Annotated in this window: 18 protein-coding genes; 11 read left to right on the top strand and 7 right to left on the bottom strand. The window is 66.3% G+C overall.

Annotated features, from left to right (window positions below):
- Positions 1-531 (top strand): SET domain-containing protein-lysine N-methyltransferase, encoded by a 531-nt coding sequence (locus G3O06_RS18950; protein WP_205817101.1) that lies wholly within the window; start codon positions 1-3, stop codon positions 529-531.
- A gap of 127 nt (positions 532-658) precedes the next feature.
- Here the strand turns inward: G3O06_RS18950 and G3O06_RS18945 are convergent, their stop codons facing one another.
- Both G3O06_RS18945 and G3O06_RS18940 read right to left on the bottom strand, forming a co-directional pair.
- Positions 659-2,143 carry a sensor histidine kinase gene (locus tag G3O06_RS18945; RefSeq protein ID WP_174970670.1) on the bottom strand — a complete coding sequence of 495 codons (1,485 nt, stop codon included), beginning with the start codon at positions 2,141-2,143 and terminating at the stop codon, positions 659-661.
- A gap of 118 nt (positions 2,144-2,261) precedes the next feature.
- On the bottom strand, positions 2,262-2,954 hold the full coding sequence (locus G3O06_RS18940) for a response regulator transcription factor (protein WP_006401494.1): 693 nt from the start codon (positions 2,952-2,954) through the stop codon (positions 2,262-2,264).
- A gap of 122 nt (positions 2,955-3,076) precedes the next feature.
- Here G3O06_RS18940 and G3O06_RS18935 point away from each other — a divergent pair, with 122 nt between their 5' ends.
- A complete protein-coding gene (locus tag G3O06_RS18935; RefSeq protein WP_174917303.1) occupies positions 3,077-3,307 on the top strand; it encodes a DUF3717 domain-containing protein in 231 nt (76 codons plus the stop codon).
- 92 nt (positions 3,308-3,399) lie between these two features.
- On the opposite strand, the gene G3O06_RS18930 is transcribed toward G3O06_RS18935, so the two are convergent.
- Both G3O06_RS18930 and phhA read right to left on the bottom strand, forming a co-directional pair.
- Positions 3,400-3,708: a 4a-hydroxytetrahydrobiopterin dehydratase gene (locus G3O06_RS18930; RefSeq protein ID WP_048247945.1), complete on the bottom strand. Its 309-nt coding sequence runs from the start codon at positions 3,706-3,708 to the stop codon at positions 3,400-3,402.
- Between the two features lie 143 nt (positions 3,709-3,851).
- Positions 3,852-4,745, bottom strand: a complete 894-nt coding sequence (gene phhA / locus G3O06_RS18925) for a phenylalanine 4-monooxygenase (RefSeq protein ID WP_241020124.1) — start codon at positions 4,743-4,745, stop codon at positions 3,852-3,854.
- A 139-nt stretch (positions 4,746-4,884) separates the two neighbouring features.
- Here phhA and G3O06_RS18920 point away from each other — a divergent pair, with 139 nt between their 5' ends.
- Entirely contained in the window at positions 4,885-5,370 is a 486-nt protein-coding gene (locus G3O06_RS18920; protein WP_006408082.1) for an Lrp/AsnC family transcriptional regulator, read from the top strand.
- A gap of 77 nt (positions 5,371-5,447) precedes the next feature.
- Here the strand turns inward: G3O06_RS18920 and G3O06_RS18915 are convergent, their stop codons facing one another.
- The gene (locus tag G3O06_RS18915; protein ID WP_174985742.1) at positions 5,448-5,981 is read right to left on the bottom strand and encodes a class IV adenylate cyclase; all 534 of its coding nucleotides are present in this window, start codon (positions 5,979-5,981) and stop codon (positions 5,448-5,450) included.
- A gap of 235 nt (positions 5,982-6,216) precedes the next feature.
- Positions 6,217-7,116: a LysR family transcriptional regulator gene (locus G3O06_RS18910; RefSeq protein WP_205817099.1), complete on the bottom strand. Its 900-nt coding sequence runs from the start codon at positions 7,114-7,116 to the stop codon at positions 6,217-6,219.
- A gap of 171 nt (positions 7,117-7,287) precedes the next feature.
- Between G3O06_RS18910 and G3O06_RS18905 the strand changes: the two genes are divergently transcribed.
- The 6 genes from G3O06_RS18905 to G3O06_RS18880 all read left to right on the top strand — a co-directional run bounded on the left by G3O06_RS18905 (position 7,288) and on the right by G3O06_RS18880 (position 14,226).
- A complete protein-coding gene (locus G3O06_RS18905; protein ID WP_205817098.1) occupies positions 7,288-8,973 on the top strand; it encodes a choline dehydrogenase in 1,686 nt (561 codons plus the stop codon).
- A 458-nt stretch (positions 8,974-9,431) separates the two neighbouring features.
- A complete protein-coding gene (locus G3O06_RS18900) occupies positions 9,432-10,211 on the top strand; it encodes an ABC transporter ATP-binding protein (RefSeq protein WP_021160426.1) in 780 nt (259 codons plus the stop codon).
- Positions 10,208-10,963 carry an ABC transporter ATP-binding protein gene (locus G3O06_RS18895; RefSeq protein ID WP_059682652.1) on the top strand — a complete coding sequence of 252 codons (756 nt, stop codon included), beginning with the start codon at positions 10,208-10,210 and terminating at the stop codon, positions 10,961-10,963. Before G3O06_RS18900 ends, G3O06_RS18895 begins: the two co-directional genes overlap by 4 nt.
- A gap of 76 nt (positions 10,964-11,039) precedes the next feature.
- Positions 11,040-12,239 carry an ABC transporter substrate-binding protein gene (locus G3O06_RS18890; RefSeq protein ID WP_174998706.1) on the top strand — a complete coding sequence of 400 codons (1,200 nt, stop codon included), beginning with the start codon at positions 11,040-11,042 and terminating at the stop codon, positions 12,237-12,239.
- Positions 12,240-12,367: 128 nt separating this feature from the next.
- Positions 12,368-13,252: a branched-chain amino acid ABC transporter permease gene (locus G3O06_RS18885; protein WP_011350508.1), complete on the top strand. Its 885-nt coding sequence runs from the start codon at positions 12,368-12,370 to the stop codon at positions 13,250-13,252.
- Positions 13,252-14,226: a branched-chain amino acid ABC transporter permease gene (locus tag G3O06_RS18880; RefSeq protein WP_174970778.1), complete on the top strand. Its 975-nt coding sequence runs from the start codon at positions 13,252-13,254 to the stop codon at positions 14,224-14,226. Before G3O06_RS18885 ends, G3O06_RS18880 begins: the two co-directional genes overlap by 1 nt.
- Positions 14,227-14,733: 507 nt before the next feature.
- Here the strand turns inward: G3O06_RS18880 and G3O06_RS18875 are convergent.
- Entirely contained in the window at positions 14,734-15,018 is a 285-nt protein-coding gene (locus G3O06_RS18875) for a hypothetical protein (RefSeq protein WP_205817106.1), read from the bottom strand.
- 336 nt (positions 15,019-15,354) lie between these two features.
- On the opposite strand from G3O06_RS18875, the gene G3O06_RS18870 reads away from it, so the two are divergent.
- The gene (locus G3O06_RS18870) at positions 15,355-16,512 is read left to right on the top strand and encodes an ABC transporter substrate-binding protein (protein ID WP_174985751.1); all 1,158 of its coding nucleotides are present in this window, start codon (positions 15,355-15,357) and stop codon (positions 16,510-16,512) included.
- A gap of 207 nt (positions 16,513-16,719) precedes the next feature.
- Positions 16,720-17,775, top strand: coding sequence for a branched-chain amino acid ABC transporter permease (locus G3O06_RS18865; protein WP_124533405.1), 1,056 nt, complete (start codon positions 16,720-16,722; stop codon positions 17,773-17,775).
- Positions 17,776-17,778 lie beyond the last annotated feature (3 nt).

The following is a 17,778-nucleotide window of genomic DNA, read 5'->3' as shown; positions in this document are numbered from 1 at the left end:
ATGAGTTCACGCAGGATCGCGGTGCGCCGCTCGGGAGTACACGGCAAGGGCGTGTTCGCCGTGGCGCCGATCAAGGCCGGCGAGCGCGTAGTGGAATACAAGGGCGAGCGAATTTCGTGGAAGGAAGCACTGCGTCGCCACCCGCACGACCCGAGCGAACCGAACCATACGTTCTACTTCGCACTGGACGAGGGCGGGGTGATCGACGGCAAGATCGACGGCAACAGCGCGCGCTGGATCAACCACTCGTGCGCGCCGAACTGCGAAGCCGAGGAAGTCAAAGGCCGCGTGTACATCCACGCGCTGCGCGACATCGGGCCGGAAGAGGAACTGTTCTACGACTACGGCCTCGTGATCGATGCGAAGCTGACGAAGTCGCTCAAGCGCGAGTACGCGTGCCATTGCGGCGCGGCGTCGTGCCGCGGCACGCTGCTCGCGACGGCCGACGACGGCGGGAAGAAGAAAAAGAAGAAGGACAAGAAGGACGGCAAGTCCGAGTCCCGATCGAAGGACAAGAAAAGCAGGAAGTGACGTAGGCGGCAGCGCATCGTGCGCTGCCGCTACCGTTTCAGCGGATGGCTGCCGCGTCGCGCAGCCGTGCTTTCCACCTTCCTCATCCGGCGTGCGGCCCGATCGGCGGCCGCACGCCGCGAATCGCTCAGTGCGTCGACGCGGCGGCCGGCGTCTCGCTGGCAGGCTTCTCGGTGCGCGCGATCAGCGGCACCCTCACCACGAAGCGCGAGCCGCCTTCCGATGCATCCTCGTACGATACGGTGCCGCCGTGCATCGCGATGATGTCGTGGACGATCGCGAGGCCGAGCCCGGCACCCGTCTCGACACCGTTGCCGCTTTGCGCGTCGCCGCGGAAGAAGCGCTTGAACAGGTCGGCCTGCTGGTTGGCGGGCACGCCGGGGCCGTTGTCCTCGACGACGATCTCGGCGGCCGGCTGGCCATCCTCGAGCGCCCCGCGCGCGACATTCACCGTGATGCGCGCGCCGTCCGGCCGCGCAAGCGGCACGTACTTCAGCGCATTGTCGAGCAGGTTCGCGATCACCTCGCGCAACAGCACGGGGTTGCCGCGTACGACCAGCTTCTCGTCGTCGCCAGGATCGTCGGTGCGCTGGAAGCCGAGGTCGACGTGCGACGCGAGGGCGCGCGGCACCCATTCGGCGCCCGTCTCGAACGCCATCGCCGCGAGGTCGACGTCGACGAATCGCGCGGCCTGTTCGCCTGGTTCCGCACGGGCGAGCGACAGCAACTGGTTGGACAGCCGCACCGCGCGGTCGGCGGCCGCGCGCAACTCGCGCACCGCGGCGAAGGTCTGGTGCGGGTCGCGCGCGACGGCCGCCTGCTCCGCGTGCAGCTTCACGGCCGTGAGCGGCGTGCGCAACTGGTGCGCGGCGTCGGCGATGAACTTGCGCTGCGCGTCGAGCGCGGTCTTCAGGCGGCCGAGCAGTGCGTTCATTGCACTCGTCAGCGGCCGGATTTCCAGCGGCACCTCGGTTTCGTCGACCGGTTCCAGCGACGTGTGGGTCTGCCGGTTCAGCGAATCGGCCAGGTGCGTGAGCGGGCCGAGCTGCTGGTTCACGACGCGCCACACGATGCCCCAGCCCGCGAGCAGCAGCAGCAGTAGCGGCATCATGATCGCGACGAGGAATTCGGCTGCGATCCGGTAGCGGTGCCGCACCGGCTGCGCGACTTCGACGACCATCGGCTTGCCGCCCTCGACATCGTCGACGCGCACCTGCGCGACCCGTACCGCACGGTTGTCGTATTCGGCCTCGAACACGTACGCGTGATGCATGCGGCGCACGTTGATGCCGCGCAGCGGCAGCTTCGGATCGCCGGCGAGCTCCTGTTCGCCGTCGCTGATCCGGTAGATCAGTGCTTCGGCGGGATCGGAGAACATCGCCTGCGCGAGCGGCGGCACCGTGAACGGCGCGTCGGGGCCGGCGATCTGGATCTGTTTGGAGATGGCTGTTGCGAGATCGGCGAGCGAGCGGTCGATCACGTGCTGCGTGTATTGCCACGCGAGCCAGTAGGCGATCAGGCCGCTCATCAGCGCGAGCATCGACAGCGGGGCGGCGAGGCGCCGAAGCAGCGAGCGGCGCAGGCTGGTGGTCACAGCCGGATCAGGAGACATTTCGACGGGCAAATGGATAAGCGCCGCTCACGGGGAGCGGCGCGGTCTTGCGCCGGGCGGCGACGCGAAGCAGCACGCACACGCGGGCGGCACGTGGCCGCCCCGTGCGCGGCGCCGCTCAGACGCTCGCCGTCTGGCGGATTTCCTGCAGCAGGTAGCCGAAGCCGCGCACCGTGACGATTTCGACACGGCACTGCTCGAGTTTCTTGCGTACGCGGTGCACGTAGACTTCGATCGCGGTGTCGCCGAGATCGCCGCCGAAGTGCGTGAGGTGATCCTGCAGCTGGGCCTTGCTGACGACGCGGCCGTGACGCAGCAGCAGCATTTCGAGCACCGCGAATTCGCGCGGCGACAGTTCGAGCGGCTTGTCGTCGTTGAAGATGCGGCGGTCGACGCCCGACAGGCGGACACCGCCGAGCGACACTTCCGGACGCGGCATGTCGCTGTGCGGGCCGCTGCGGCGCATCACCGCGCGGATGCGCGCTTCGAGCTCGGCCGGCTCGAACGGCTTGAGCATGTAGTCGTCGGCGCCCGAATTCAGGCCCTGGATCCGGTCGTTCAGCTCGTCGCGTGCGGTCAGCACGATGACGGGCGTGTGGCGGTTGGTCTGGCGGAAGCGCGTGAGCAGCGTCATCCCGTCGATGCCCGGCAGGCCGAGGTCGAGGATCACGAGTTCGTGGCGGTTCTGTGCCAGCGCCTGTTCGGCAAAGATGCCGTCATGCACCATGTCGACGGTGAAGCCAGCCTGCTCGAGGCTGCTCTGGATACCGCGTGCGATGGGGCGGTCGTCTTCAATCAGAAGGAGTCGCATGAAGTTCGCTCAAGTACAATGGGTTGGCGGTTCAGGCACGCGGACAGCACGACGCCGTTTCCACAGGGGCGCCGCAACACCTGACATCAAGCATGGCGGCCAGCGAACGATTAAATCCAAACATGTCCGATATTTCGATCAACGACCTAGAAGCCGCGATCAATTTCTGGCGCGCCCGCTCGCCGTCGAGCGGCGACGAACTCAAACTCTGCGAAGAGGCCAGCGCGCTCTCCAAGCCGTATGCGCTGCTGATTGTACAGCGCGGAAGCGCGCTACAACTGGAAGGTTTGGACCCCAAGGCGCGGAATGCGTACGAGACTTACGTGCGCCTTAAGGATGGCTTGGAAAGCTGAAGGCTTTCGCTGACTACATCCTAGAAAACGTTCATCGAAATGAAAAGTTGACGCGCCGCGCATCGAAAGACGCGCGGCGGTAGAGGAAGGCCTCAGGCGGCCGGGTGCGCGTGCGCGCCGGCACGGTCGATAAACAGCGCCAGTTCGATGTCGCGTTCGGTCAGGCCGTCGGCGTCATGGGTCGACAGTGTGACGTCGACGCGGTTGTACACGTTGAACCATTCCGGATGGTGGTTCATTTCCTGCGCCTTGATCGCCACGCGCGTCATGAAGCCGAACGCTTCGTTGAAATCGGCGAAGCGCAGGCTACGCTGGATCGCGTCGCGGCCCGGTACGGCCGTCCAGAGCGGCAGGCCTTCGAGCCGGGTCTTGCGTTCTTCTGATGTGAGCTTGTGGATCATCTTGCACCTCTCTGTCGGTAACGGCGCCCGCGCGCGGCTGAGCCGCGCGGCGAAGCCGGCACCGGTCATTGTTTCATAGTTGTGCGACGGGCATCCGGGGAAGGCCATCCGGCGACGGCGATCGGCAGCGGCGCCCTCGAGCGTCACGCGTCGGTGTCGTCGGGCCAGCCTTCGCCCGTGCCGCGATGCAGCACGCGATCGGTATCGAGCACCGCACCGGCCGCGAATTCAGGCAGCGCGGCGAGCCGGTCGGCCAGCGCACGGCCGTCGACATCGGCGAGCGCAAACAGCTGCGCGAAATCGTCGATCACGAAGTAGGTCTTCTGGAACGTGTCGATCCGGTACTTCGTGCGCATCACGCGCTCCAGGTCGAAACCGAGCCGGTTCGGCGCCGCGCTTTCGAGGCTGTACAGGCTTTCGCCCTTGCTCGACACGATCCCGGCACCGTAGATCGACAGCCCGTTCGTGCCGCGCGGATCGCGGATCAGCCCGAATTCCACCGTATACCAGTAGAGCCGCGCGAGGCGCGCCAGCGCCGCTTCGTCGTCGGCGACCGCGAGCGCGGTGCGGCCGTACGCCTGCATGTAGTCGGCGAACACCGGGTCGATCAGCAGCGGCACGTGGCCGAACAGGTCGTGGAAGCAGTCGGGTTCCTGCAGGTAATCGAGCTGGTCGGGGCGGCGCATCCACCAGGTGACGGGGAAGCGCCGGTTCGCGAGATGCTCGAAGAACACGCGGTCGGGCACGAGGCCCGGCACCGCGACGATTTCCCAGCCCGTTGCCGGCTTCAACTGGCGGTTCACGTCGGCGAACGACGGCACGCGATCGGCGGGCAGGTCGATCTTCCCGAGCCCTGCGACGAACGCATCGCACGCGCGCCCGCGCAGCAGCGCCGACTGGCGTGCATAGAGCTGCTTCCACACCGCGTGGTCGACCTGGCCGTAACGCGCGAGCGGCTGGTCGATGGTGAAATCGGCGCGGGTTTCGAGGCCCGCATCGAACTGCTCCTGCAGTTTCGCGGTGACGACGGTGGACATGATCTGGCTTTGCACGTAGCGGTTGGGAACCATGCAAGTGTAGAGCGGGCTGCGCGCGGAATGGGCGCAATATTGGCGTTGATTCGCTCGTTGATGCGATAATCGCGCATCAAATCACGAATCAATGCGGAGAATACTCATGCTGGAACTCGATCACTTCGATCTCGCGCTGCTGGACGTACTGCAGCGCTTCGGCCGCGCGACGCATCAGCAGCTCGGCGAGGAGGTGCCGCTGTCGCCGTCGCAGATCGGCCGGCGGCTGCAGCGGCTCGAGGCGGCCGGCGTGATCGAAGGCTATCGCGTGATGCTGCGCCCCGAAAAGCTGGGGCTCGGCGTCACCGCGTTCACGAGCCTCAAGCTCAAGCACCACGGCGATTCGATCATCGAGCAGTTCCAGCAGCAGATCGACGTGCTGCCCGAAGTGCTCGAATGCCATGCGGTGGTGGGCGATGCCGACTACCTGCTGCGGATCGTTGCGCCCGACCTGAACGCGTTGTCGCAGTTCGTGATGAAGAAGCTGATGCGCGTGCCGGGCGTCGACAGCGTGCGCTCGAACATTGTGCTGACAACCTTCAAGCGCAACGGCGCGCTGCCGCTCGCGCACCTGGCGCCCGGCGCCGCATGATGCAGCGATAGGGCGGCAACCGGGCGGCGGCAGGGTTGAAGGCGGCGCGGGTTGCGTCGCCTCGGGGCAGGGCCGAATCAGGCCGTTTCGTGCTGCGTATCGGCGTTCAGCAGGTCGACGTACGCGACCGCGACGAGATCGTCCTGCGATACGCCGAGCTTCGCGAACACGTCGTGCGCCTCGGCTTCGCCGCCGGCTTCGTCGTCATCGGGGCCGAGCACGACTTCCAGTTCGATGAAATCGCCGAGGCCGTCGACACGGTCGAGGTGGATGCGGGTGCGGCCCGCGAGGTACACGTGCCGTTCCTTCGTCACGATTCCGCGCGTGGTCAGCGCGGTGGCGAGCAGCGCGTGCATCGCGTCGGGGTTCGTCACCGGGCTGCGCGTGTAGTACGACGCCTTCGGGCCGTCGCGATCGTCGCGCTGGTAGAAGATCAGTTCGGCCGGCGTGCCGTCCTCGAAGCGGCGCAGCTTCAGCCGGCCGCGCGGCACGTCATAGAAGAAATCCTGCTGGCGATAGAACAGCGGCGCTTCGGTCGCGAGGGTCGCCGCGCGTTCGCGCAGCTGGTCGAATTCGCGGGCGCGGGCTTTGATCTCGATGTTGCGGGCCATGCGGGTCTCCTTCAATCGGGGTCTCGCGGTGTGCGAACGCACAATCTAGCAAAAAGCCCGCGAAGGTGGCGTGACGACCGGCGGGACGCGGCGACACGACGCGGCCGGGAGGTTCGGCACCGTGATTTCCCCGTTCACGCACACGCGATGGCCCGCACGGTCGCCGGCTGCCGACCGGCGACGTGTCAGGCGTCGACGCCCGGTGCGCGGCCAGCTCCAGCACTATCAGCGGCACTCATATCGCCCACTGCGCTTCGATCAGCCGCAGCGCCGCCGCGATCGCCGGTTCGTCGCACCGCTCGGCGAGCGTCACGAACGTCAGTTCGGTCGGCACCGTCACGGGCTCGACGATCGTCAGCGCATGCGCGTGCGCTTCGGCCAGCGCGGTCGAGTCGCGCGCGAGCGTCAACCCGATTCCCGATTTGACGAGATCCAGCATCGACTGCTCCTGGTCGACCTCGGCAACTTTGAGCGGCTGCGCGCCGGCGTCGGCGAAGCGCCGCGACAGCAGCCGGTTGTGCGCGGACGCCGGCGGCGTCCAGATCCACGGCAGCGTGGCAAGCGAGCGCCAGTCGTGTGCGCGCTGCACGCGCTCCTTCCAGCCGGCCGGCGCGAGCACGCGGTACTGGAAATGTGTGAGCGTGACGGTGTGGAACAGCGCGCCGTCGAGCGGATCGTCCTCGCCCGGCCGGCCGATGTAATAACCGACGTCGAGCGCCTGCGAGCGCACCTGTTCGATCACCCAGCCCGACATCCCGTGCCGCAGCGCCGTCTCGATCTGCGGATGGGTTTCGACGAGCGCGCGCAGGAAGCCGCCGAGCCGCAGGAAGCCCGGATCGAGGATCGTGCCGATCCGCAGCCGGCCGCGTACCTCGTGCCGCAGCGCAGCAGCGGCGCGCTGCACGTCGGCGGCCGCGGCGAGCGCGCGTTCGGCGTGCGGCAGCAGCGTCTGGCCGTCGCGCGTGAGCGCGAGCCCGCGCGACGTGCGCGTAAACAGCGTGACGCCGAGCGTTTCCTGCAGATGCTTGATCTGCAGGCTGACCGCCGGCTGCGTCAGGTGCAGCTGCACGGCGGCGCGCGTCAGGTTGCCTTCGCGCGCGACCGTCGCGAACGCGCGGAGTAGGGTGAGATCCATCGTCGTGATATGAGCGCAGCTTATAACGCAGTTCAGCATAACTCATTGGATCGGCGGCCGGCGGCCGGAGTACGCTTCATCGGTCGTGGCGCGCGGGGCCGAAAGCGCGGCTCGCGACGCACTATGCTGAAAATGACGCGTGCCGTTGCGCCGCGTGACAGGAGACAAACCGTGACTACACAACGCACGCTAGAAGGCGAATTCGATTACGTGATCGTCGGCGCGGGCACCGCGGGCTGCGTGCTCGCGAACCGCCTGACCGAAGATCCCGACATCCGCGTGTTGCTGCTCGAAGCGGGCGGCAAGGACGACTATCACTGGATCCATATCCCGGTCGGCTATCTGTATTGCATCGGCAACCCGCGCACCGACTGGCTGTACAAGACGCAGCCCGAAGCCGCGCTCAACGGCCGGGCGCTATCGTATCCGCGCGGCCGCGTGCTCGGCGGCTGCTCGTCGATCAACGGGATGATCTACATGCGCGGCCAGCGCGAGGATTACGACAGCTGGGCGCAGGAAACCGGCGACGCCGGCTGGTCGTGGGACAGCGTGCTGCCGATCTTCAAGCGCAGCGAGGATCACCATGCGGGCGCGAGCGATGCGCACGGCGCAGGCGGTTACTGGCGCGTCGAGAAGCAGCGGCTGCGCTGGGAGATCCTCGAATCGTTCGCGCAGGCCGCGCAGCAGACGGGCATCCCGGCAACCGACGATTTCAATCGTGGCGACAATACCGGGGTCGGCTATTTCGAGGTGAACCAGAAGCGCGGCGTGCGCTGGAATACGTCGAAGGCGTTCCTGCGGCCCGCGATGGCGCGCCCGAACCTGACCGTGATCACCGGCGCGCAGGCGCAGCGCGTGATCTTCGACGGGCGGCGCGCGGTCGGCGTCGAATATCACGGCGGCGGCACCGATTACGTTGCACGGGCGCGCTCGGAGGTGCTGCTGACGTCAGGCGCCGTGAATTCGCCGCAGCTGCTCGAACTGTCGGGTATCGGCGATGGCCGGCGGCTGCAGGCGCTCGGCATCGACGTCGTGCAGGATCTGCCGGGCGTCGGCGAAAACCTGCAGGATCACCTTCAATTGCGGATGGCGTTTCGCGTCGAAGGCGTGCGCACGCTCAACACGCTGTCCGCGCATTGGTGGGGCAAGCTGATGATCGGCGCCGAATATGCGTTGCTGCAGCGCGGGCCGATGTCGATGGCGCCGTCGCAGCTCGGCGCGTTCGCGAAATCCGATCCGGACGATCCCGCGCTCACGCGCCCCGATCTCGAATACCACGTGCAGCCGCTGTCGCTCGAACGCTTCGGCGAACCGCTGCACAGCTTCAACGCGTTTACGGCGTCCGTGTGCCATCTGCGGCCGACGTCGCGCGGCAGCGTGCATATCGCGAGCGCCGATCCGGGCGCGGCCCCCGCGATCGCGCCGAACTATCTGTCGACCGACCACGATCGCCACGTCGCCGCGAACGCGCTGCGGCTCACGCGCCGGATAGCGTCTGCGCCGGCGCTCGCACGCTATCGTCCCGAGGAAATCCTGCCGGGCACGCAGTACCGGAGCGAAGCCGAGCTGATCGAGGCGGCCGGCGCGGTCGGCACGACGATCTTCCACCCGGTCGGCACCTGCCGGATGGGGCGTGCCGACGATGAGCGTGCGGTGGTCGACAGCCGGCTGCGCGTACGCGGCATCGCCGGGCTGCGGATCGTCGATGCATCGGTGATGCCGTTCATTACATCGGGCAACACCAATTCGCCGACGCTGATGATCGCCGAGCGGGCGAGCGACATGATCCGTGCCGATCGCCGCGCGGCGCGCGAAGCAACGCCGGTGCGCACGGAGGCCGCGACGACGGCCGCGTGACGGGACGCTGACACGCACGACAGCGGGCCGTCATGATGACGCCCGCTGATTCGCTATGCGAAACAAGCTGCTGTTGCAGCGCCGGTGCCGATCGCGCCGATTGTGCCGGATTGCCGGCAAGATCCATGCAAGCCGTGCAGCCGCACGGCTTTTTTGTTGCGTGCTTGCCGGGCCGTGCTGAGGGCGACGGTCGATGATGCACGTGTCAAAAAAATCGTGGCGAAAAGCCGTGCACAGCCGCGCGCGACATGGCGGCCAGCCCTATAAGTGCAAATCCCGATGATTGCACTGCACCAACGGCGAGACAATGTGGCGCAGTGTGCATACGCGTCGGCGCGGGAGACCACCCTCGAGGCGTAACACGGCGCCCGGGGCAGCCTGCTCATCCGCTGACCTGTTTCGCGGACGCTTCTCGCGAATCTTCCCGGTGCTTCGCCTGACTTCGTACGGAAGGGAACATGATTCTCGGCGACACGATTCTGGAAACACGCGGACTGACAAAGGAATTCAGGGGTTTCACGGCCGTCAATGGCGTGAACCTGCGTGTGCGTCGCGGTGCGATCCATGCGCTGATCGGACCGAACGGCGCGGGCAAGACCACCTGCTTCAACCTCCTCACCAAATTCCTCACGCCGACGGCCGGCCAGATCGTCTTCAACGGCATCGACATCACCGACGAGCGGCCCGCGCAGGTTGCCCGCCGCGGCATCATCCGTTCGTTCCAGATCTCGGCCGTCTTTCCGCACCTGACCGCGCTGCAGAACGTGCGCATCGGCCTGCAGCGTGCGCTCGGCACCGAATTCCATTTCTGGCGCAGCGAACGCACGCTGAAGCGGCTGGACGATCGCGCGATGGACCTGCTCACGCAGGTCGGCCTCACCGATTTCGCGCAGGTGCCGACCGTCGAACTCGCGTACGGCCGCAAGCGCGCGCTGGAGATCGCGACCACGCTCGCGATGGAGCCCGAACTGATGCTGCTCGACGAGCCCACGCAGGGGATGGGCCACGAGGACGTCGATCGCGTGACCGCGCTGATCAAGAAGGTCGCGAGCGGCCGCACGATCCTGATGGTCGAGCACAACATGAACGTGATCGCGGGCATCTCCGACACGATCACCGTCCTGCAACGCGGCGAGGTGCTGGCCGAAGGCTCGTATGCGGAAGTGTCGAAGAATCCGCTCGTCATCGAGGCCTACATGGGCAGCGCCGATGCGGCGCTCGCGGGGGCGCACGCATGAAGCACAGCGAACGGGAGGAACGCGAATTGAGCGGCGTCGAAAGCGGTACGCCCGCGCTGGAGATCACGGGCCTGGAGGCCTGGTACGGGGAATCCCACATATTGCACGGTGTCGACCTGACGGTGCATCGCGGCGAGGTCGTCACGCTGCTCGGCCGCAACGGCGCGGGCCGCACGACGACGCTGCGCGCGATCATGGGCCTCACGGGCCGCCGCAGCGGGTCGATCAAGGTCGCAGGCAACGAGACGATCGGCCTCGCGACGCACCGCATCGCGCATTTCGGCATCGGCTACTGCCCGGAGGAGCGCGGGATCTTCTCGAGCCTGTCGTGCGAGGAGAACCTGATGCTGCCGCCGCCGATCGGGCCGCGCGACCACGCGATGTCGATCGACGAGATCTACGCGATGTTTCCGAACCTCGCGTCGCGCCGGCAGAGCCAGGGCACGCGATTGTCCGGCGGCGAGCAGCAGATGCTCGCGGTCGCGCGGATCCTGCGCACCGGCGCGAACCTGCTGCTGCTCGACGAGATTTCCGAAGGCCTCGCACCGGTGATCGTGCAGGCGCTGGCGCGGATGATCGTCGCGCTGAAGGCGCGCGGCTACACGATCGTGATGGTCGAACAGAATTTCCGCTTCGCCGCGCCGCTCGCAGACCGGTTCTACGTGATGGAGCACGGCAGCATCGTCGAACATTTCCAGGCGGCCGAACTGGAGAGCAAGATGCCGACCCTGCACGACCTGCTCGGGGTGTGACGCCGCCCCGTCTCTCTGGCCGCTAGCCGTGGCGGCTTCAAACAACCACAACGCATCAGAACAACAGGAGACGTCAATGAAAATGAAGACCCTCGCACACGCCTGTCTCGCGCTCGCGACTGCCGCGTTCACCGCCGGCGCCGCGCAGGCCGCGGATACCGTGAAGATCGGCTTCATCACCGACATGTCGGGGCTTTACGCGGATATCGACGGGCAGGGCGGCCTCGAGGCGATCCGCATGGCAGTTGCCGACTTCGGCGGCAAGGTACTCGGCAAGCCGATCGAGGTCGTCTATGCCGATCACCAGAACAAGGCGGACATCGCCGCATCGAAGGCGCGCGAATGGATGGACCGCGGCGGGCTCGACCTGCTGGTCGGCGGCACGAACTCCGCCACCGCGCTGTCGATGAACCAGGTCGCGGCCGAGAAGAAGAAGGTCTACATCAACATCGGCGCGGGCGCCGATACGCTGACCAACGAGCAGTGCACGCCGTACACGATCCACTACGCGTACGACACGATGGCGCTCGCGAAGGGCACCGGCTCGGCAGTGGTGAAGCAGGGCGGCAAGACGTGGTTCTTCCTGACCGCGGACTACGCGTTCGGCAAGGCGCTCGAGAAGAACACGTCGGATGTCGTGAAGGCGAACGGCGGCCAGGTGCTCGGCACGGTGCGGCACCCGCTGTCGGCGTCGGACTTCTCGTCGTTCCTGCTGCAGGCGCAATCGTCGAAGGCGCAGATCCTCGGCCTCGCGAACGCGGGCGGCGACACGATCAACTCGATCAAGGCCGCGAAGGAATTCGGCATCACGAAGACGATGAAGCTCGCCGCGCTGCTCATGTTCATCAACGACGTGCACAGCCTCGGCCTCGAGACGACGCAGGGCCTTGTGCTGACCGACAGCTGGTACTGGAACCGCGACGCGGCGTCGCGCCAGTGGGCGCAGCGCTACTTCGGCAAGATGAAGAAGATGCCGTCGAGCCTGCAGGCGGCCGACTACTCGTCGGTGACGACCTACCTGAAGGCCGTGCAGGCCGCCGGCACGACCGACTCCGACAAGGTGATGGCCGAGCTGAAGAAGATCAAGATCAACGACTTCTACGCGAAGGGCTACATCCGCACGGACGGCAGCATGATTCACGACATGTACCTGATGGAAGTGAAGAAGCCGGCGGAATCGAAGGAGCCGTGGGATTACTACAAGGTGCTCGCGACGATTCCGGGCGAGCAGGCGTTCACGACCAAGCAGGAGACGCGCTGCGCGTTGTGGAAGTAAGCAGGGCGTAGCGGCGCGCGCGGGCGCGCCGCTCGGTGGCGGCTGCAGCGATGTGCCCGCTGCGCCGCCCGCGTACGCGACGCACGAAGGTTGCGTGCGCAACGAAACTCATTCTGACGGCTAAGTCGATGGAAATCTTTGGCATTCCGTTGCCGGCGATGCTGAGCCAGTTGCTGCTCGGGCTCGTCAACGGCTCGTTCTACGCGATCCTGAGCCTCGGGCTCGCGGTGATCTTCGGGCTGCTCAACGTGATCAACTTCGCGCACGGCGCGTTGTTCATGCTGGGCGCGATGCTCGCGTGGATGGGCCTGTCGTATTTCGGGCTGCCGTACTGGGCGATGCTCGTGATCGCGCCGCTGGTCGTCGGCGCGTTCGGGATCCTGATCGAGCGTTCGATGCTGCGCTGGCTGTACAAGCTCGATCACCTGTACGGGCTGCTGCTCACGTTCGGGCTCACGCTGGTCGTCGAAGGCGTGTTCCGGTCGATCTACGGCTCGTCCGGCCAGCCGTACGACGTGCCGTCGCAGCTGTCCGGCGCCACCAACCTCGGCTTCATGTTCCTGCCGAACTACCGCGCGTGGGTGGTCGTCGCGTCGCTCGCGGTGTGTCTCGCGACGTGGTTCGTGATCGAGAAGACGCGCCTGGGCGCCTACCTGCGCGCGGGCACCGAGAACCCGAAGCTCGTCGAGGCATTCGGCGTGAACGTGCCGATGATGATCACGCTCACCTACGGCTTCGGTGTCGCGCTCGCCGCGTTCGCGGGCGTGCTGGCCGCGCCGGTGATCCAGGTGTCGCCGCTGATGGGCCAGCCGATGATCATCACCGTGTTCGCGGTGGTCGTGATCGGCGGGATGGGCTCGATCCTCGGCTCGATCGTCACGGGCCTGCTGCTCGGCGTGATCGAGGGTTTCACGCGGGTGTTCTACCCCGAAGCGTCGGCCACCGTCGTGTTCGTGATCATGGCGATCGTGCTGCTGTTCCGCCCGGCGGGCCTCTTCGGCAAGGAAAAATGATGCAGAGAAAAGTGCTCTACGGCGTGCTGCTCGCCGCACTGCTCGCCGCGCCGTTCATCGGCGCGTACCCGGTGTTCGTGATGAAGGTGCTCACGTTCGCGCTGTTCGCGGCCGCGTTCAACCTGCTGATCGGCTATACGGGGCTGCTGTCGTTCGGCCATGCGATGTTCCTCGCGACGGCCGGCTATGCGACCGGTTATTCGATCCAGACGCTCGGTTTCACGCCGGAGCTCGGCGTGCTGGTCGGTACCGTTGCCGCGACGCTGCTCGGGCTCGTCGTCGGGCTGTTCGCGATCCGGCGGCAGGGCATCTACTTCGCGATGATCACGCTCGCGTTCGCGCAGATGGTCTACTTCATCTACCTGCAGGCGCCGTTCACGCACGGCGAGGACGGGCTGCAGGGCGTGCCGCGCGGCCACCTGTTCGGGCTGCTCGACCTGTCGAACGACGTCGCGCTGTACTACGTCGTGCTGGCGGTGGTCGTCGCCGCGTGCGCGTTCATCGTGCGGGTCGTTCATTCGCCGTTCGGCCAGGTGCTCGTCGCGATCAAGGAGAACGAAGCGCGCGCGATCTCGCTCGGCTACGACACCGACCGCTTCAAGCTGCTCGCGTTCATCCTGTCAGCGGGCATCGCGGGGCTGGCTGGCTCGCTGAAGGTGCTCGTGCTCGGCTTCGAGACGCTGTCGGACGCGTACTGGACGATGTCGGGCCTCGTCGTGCTGATGACGCTCGTCGGCGGGATGGGCACGCTGTTCGGGCCGCTGCTGGGCGCGGCGCTGATCGTCGCGCTGGAAGACCGGCTCGGCGATATCGGCGAATGGCTCGCATCGACCACGGGTGTCGCGTGGTTCCATTCGCTTGGCGAATCGGCGACGATCGTCACCGGGCTGATCTTCATCGCATGCGTGCTTGCGTTCCGGCGCGGCATCGTCGGCGAAATGGTCGCGCGGATCAAGCCGCTCAGGGCGTCCTGAATGCGTGCGGCGCGCGTCACCTCGGGTTGATGCGAAGCACCATCCGGCATGCTCCGGAAGGGCGTCGCAGCGGGCTCGGGCCGGTGCCGCGCGGCAGACTGGTGCCCCATTTTCGTGCGGCGATGCACCATAGGGGTAAATGCTAAGTTGTCGCAGTGTGAAAGGTCCTTTAATCTTCGTCCTAGTTCTGATGCACCGCGAAACGAATTTGCAGGTGGAGAACGAGGAGACAATCGAGGCACAAAGTGCCCGGACCCCAAAGCGCTGTTGGACGGAATCCAACAGCGCTTTTTCATTTGCGTGCACGGATTTGCGTTGATGGTGCATCGACCGGCGCAGTGGCCGCATTCCGCGCTTGCGTTCGCACCGCGCTTCTTTCGCGCTTCGCCGCGTCCCCCCGTTTTTCCCGTTTTCCGCTTTCCCACGATTCGTTCGCAGACGATGCGCAGCTGTGCGCTGGCCGTTCGGGCTAACCCGGTTGGCGTGCGCAAAACGCGTCCGTTACACTCAGCTTTCGCCGACCGCACGGTCGGGAAAATCGGTCGGCAGTTCTCCTACAAGCAGAATGCAGAAGAGGGAGTACGGTTGGATGAGCAGCGCAGGACGATGGATCGGGGCAGGAAGGGCGGCTGGTGCCGTTCGTTCGTCGTGGGATTGGTCTGCCGTCGCCGCGGCCTTCCCGAGCCGTTCTGCGGCCTGTAGGCGCATTCCGGCGCCGTCGCCGGTCGTTGCGTGCGCATCCGTATCGGTATTCGCATCCGCATTCGCATGAGCGGCCGGCTTCCCGATCATGTGCCGCTCGCCGGCCTGGCCGCATCAGGCCGGAACGGCGCGCCTTTCCTTGATCGTTGCGCATGCATCGATTGCCCGCACGATTCCGCATTTCTCCGCTTTCTTCATCCTGACGACACCGCTGCTGCGCATCGTGACGGTCGAACGACCGTTTCGACCGCCGGCCGGTGCGTCCGCGCGCGGTGCCGTCCGGGCGCCGTTGAAGGTGAGGTGTTTCACGGGAAAACGAGCGTAGGCGTGGCAAGGCGAGATAGTTAAATTATTAACTTGTTTTGGGGACCGGGAGCCGCCCGAGCGACCCGTGGCTTTTTCGAGCAGCGTTTGGAGACAACGTAAATGAAGATGAATCGATGGATGGAGGCCGTGCTTGCCGCGGGCCTCGTGTGCGCGGCGGCAACGGCGTCGGCGCAGGTGAAGATCGGCGTGACGCTGTCGGCCACCGGGCCGGCCGCGTCGCTCGGGATTCCGGAAAAGAACACGATCGCGCTGCTGCCGAAGGAAATCGCGGGCAAGAGCGTGCAGTACATCGTGCTCGACGACGCATCCGACACGAGCCGCGCGGTACAGAACGTGCGCAAGCTGATCGATGAAGATCACGTCGACGCGATCATCGGCTCGTCCGTCACGCCGAACTCGCTCGCGATGCTCGACCCTGTGTCGCAGGGCAAGACGCCGACGATCTCGCTCGCGGCGAGCGCGCAGATCATCTCGCCGATGGATGCGAAGCGCGCATGGATGTTCAAGGTGCCGCAGAACGACCAGCTGATGGCCGACGCGATCGCCGGCTACATGGCGAAGCACGGCGTGAAGACGGTCGGTTTCATCGGCTTCGCGGATGCGTATGGCGACAGCTGGTACAACACGTTCAACGCGGCGGCCGCGAAGAACGGCCTGAAGGTCGTGTCGAACGAGCGCTACAACCGCACCGACGCGTCGGTGATGGGGCAGGTGCTGAAGCTGATGGGCTCGAATCCGGATGCGGTGCTGATCGCCGGCTCGGGCACGCCGGCGGCGCTGCCGGCGAAGACGCTGAAGGAGCGCGGCTACAAGGGCAAGGTGTACCAGACGCACGGCGTCGCGAACAACGACTTCCTGCGCGTGTGCGGCAAGGATTGTGAAGGCGAGATCCTGCCGGCCGGCCCGGTGCTCGTGACCGACCAGCTGCCCGATTCGAACCCGGTGAAGAAGCCGGCGCTCGGCTACAAGGCCGCGTACGAGAAGGCTTACGGCGCGGGCTCGCTGGCGACGTTCGGCGGCCATGCGTGGGACGCGGGGCTGCTGCTGCAGCGTGCGATTCCGGAAGCGCTGAAGAAGGGCCAGCCGGGTACCGAGGCGTTCCGCGAGGCGCTGCGCGCGTCGATCGAGAACGTGAAGGACCTGCCCGTGTCGCACGGCGTGATCAACATGACGCCGACCGACCACAACGGCTTCGACACGCGTGCGCGCGTGATGGTGCAGATCGTCGACGGCAAGTGGAAGCTGCAGGGCGAGTAAGCATCACGTGAAACCGGCATGCGCGGCGCGAATGGCGCCGTGCGTGCCGTCGGCAGGGCGCCGGGCCTGACGGGCCGCGCCCATGCTCATGTCGTGTGGAACCACCGGGGCTCGCCGCGTGGCGCCCGACGCGCCGATCTTGCGGCCCGTGCGCCCCGGCCATTCCTGTCTTTCGTTTCTCCTCAGCATTCTCGATACACGAAACGTATGGATCTCTCGATTGCAGCGATCCTCGCGCAAGACGGCATTACGACCGGCGCCATATATGCATTGCTGTCGCTGGCGCTCGTACTGGTGTTTTCCGTCACGCGGGTGATCTTCATTCCCCAGGGCGAATTCGTCGCCTATGGTGCGCTGACGCTTGCCGCGTTACAGGCGCAGAAATTTCCCGCCACCTGCTGGCTGCTGTTCGTGATGGGCATCGCGTGCTTCCTGCTCGAAGTCGGCGGCCTGATCCGGCATCGCGAACGGCGCCATCAGCTCGGCCGCACGCTCGCGACGCTCGGCAGCCGCTACGTCCTGCTGCCGCTGGCAGTGTTCGCGATCACGCGCAGCTTTGCCGCGCAGCCGCTGCCGATGCTCGCGCAGATCGCACTGACGCTCGCGATCGTCGTGCCGATGGGGCCGTTCGTCTACCGGCTCGTGTACCAGCCGATCGCCGAAGGCACGACGCTGCTGCTGCTGATCGTGTCGGTCGCCGTCCACTTCGCGATGGTCGGCCTCGGGCTCGTGATGTTCGGCGCGGAGGGCTCGCGTACCAACGGCTTCTCGGATGCGTCGCTCGCGATCGGCAGCATGACCGTGTCGGTGCAAAGCATCCTGGTGGTCGTGACGGCGCTCGTGCTGATCGGCGCGCTCTACGTGTACTTTGGCCGCACGATCGCCGGCAAGGCGCTGCGCGCGACGTCGGTGAACCGGCTCGGCGCGCGGCTCGTCGGCATCGGCACGACCGAGGCAGGGCGGCTCGCGTTCACGTTCGCCGCGGGGCTCGGCGTGCTGTCCGGGATCCTCGTCGGCCCGCTGACGACGATCTACTACGACTCGGGCTTCCTGATCGGCCTGAAGGGGTTCGTCGGCGCGATCATCGGCGGGCTCGTCAGCTATCCGCTCGCGGCCGCCGGCTCGCTGCTCGTCGGCGTACTCGAATCGTATTCGTCGTTCTGGGCGAGCGCCTACAAGGAGGTGATCGTGTTCACGCTGATCATTCCGGTGCTGCTGTGGCGGAGCTTCGCGACACCGCACACGGAAGAGGAAGAGGAGTGACAC

The organism is Burkholderia sp. Ac-20345 (genome assembly GCF_017104825.1).
GTDB classification, from domain to species: Bacteria; Pseudomonadota; Gammaproteobacteria; order Burkholderiales; family Burkholderiaceae; genus Burkholderia; species Burkholderia lata_B.
Note: the sequence above shows the minus strand (reverse complement) of the source record. Positions and strands in the feature narration are given on the sequence as shown.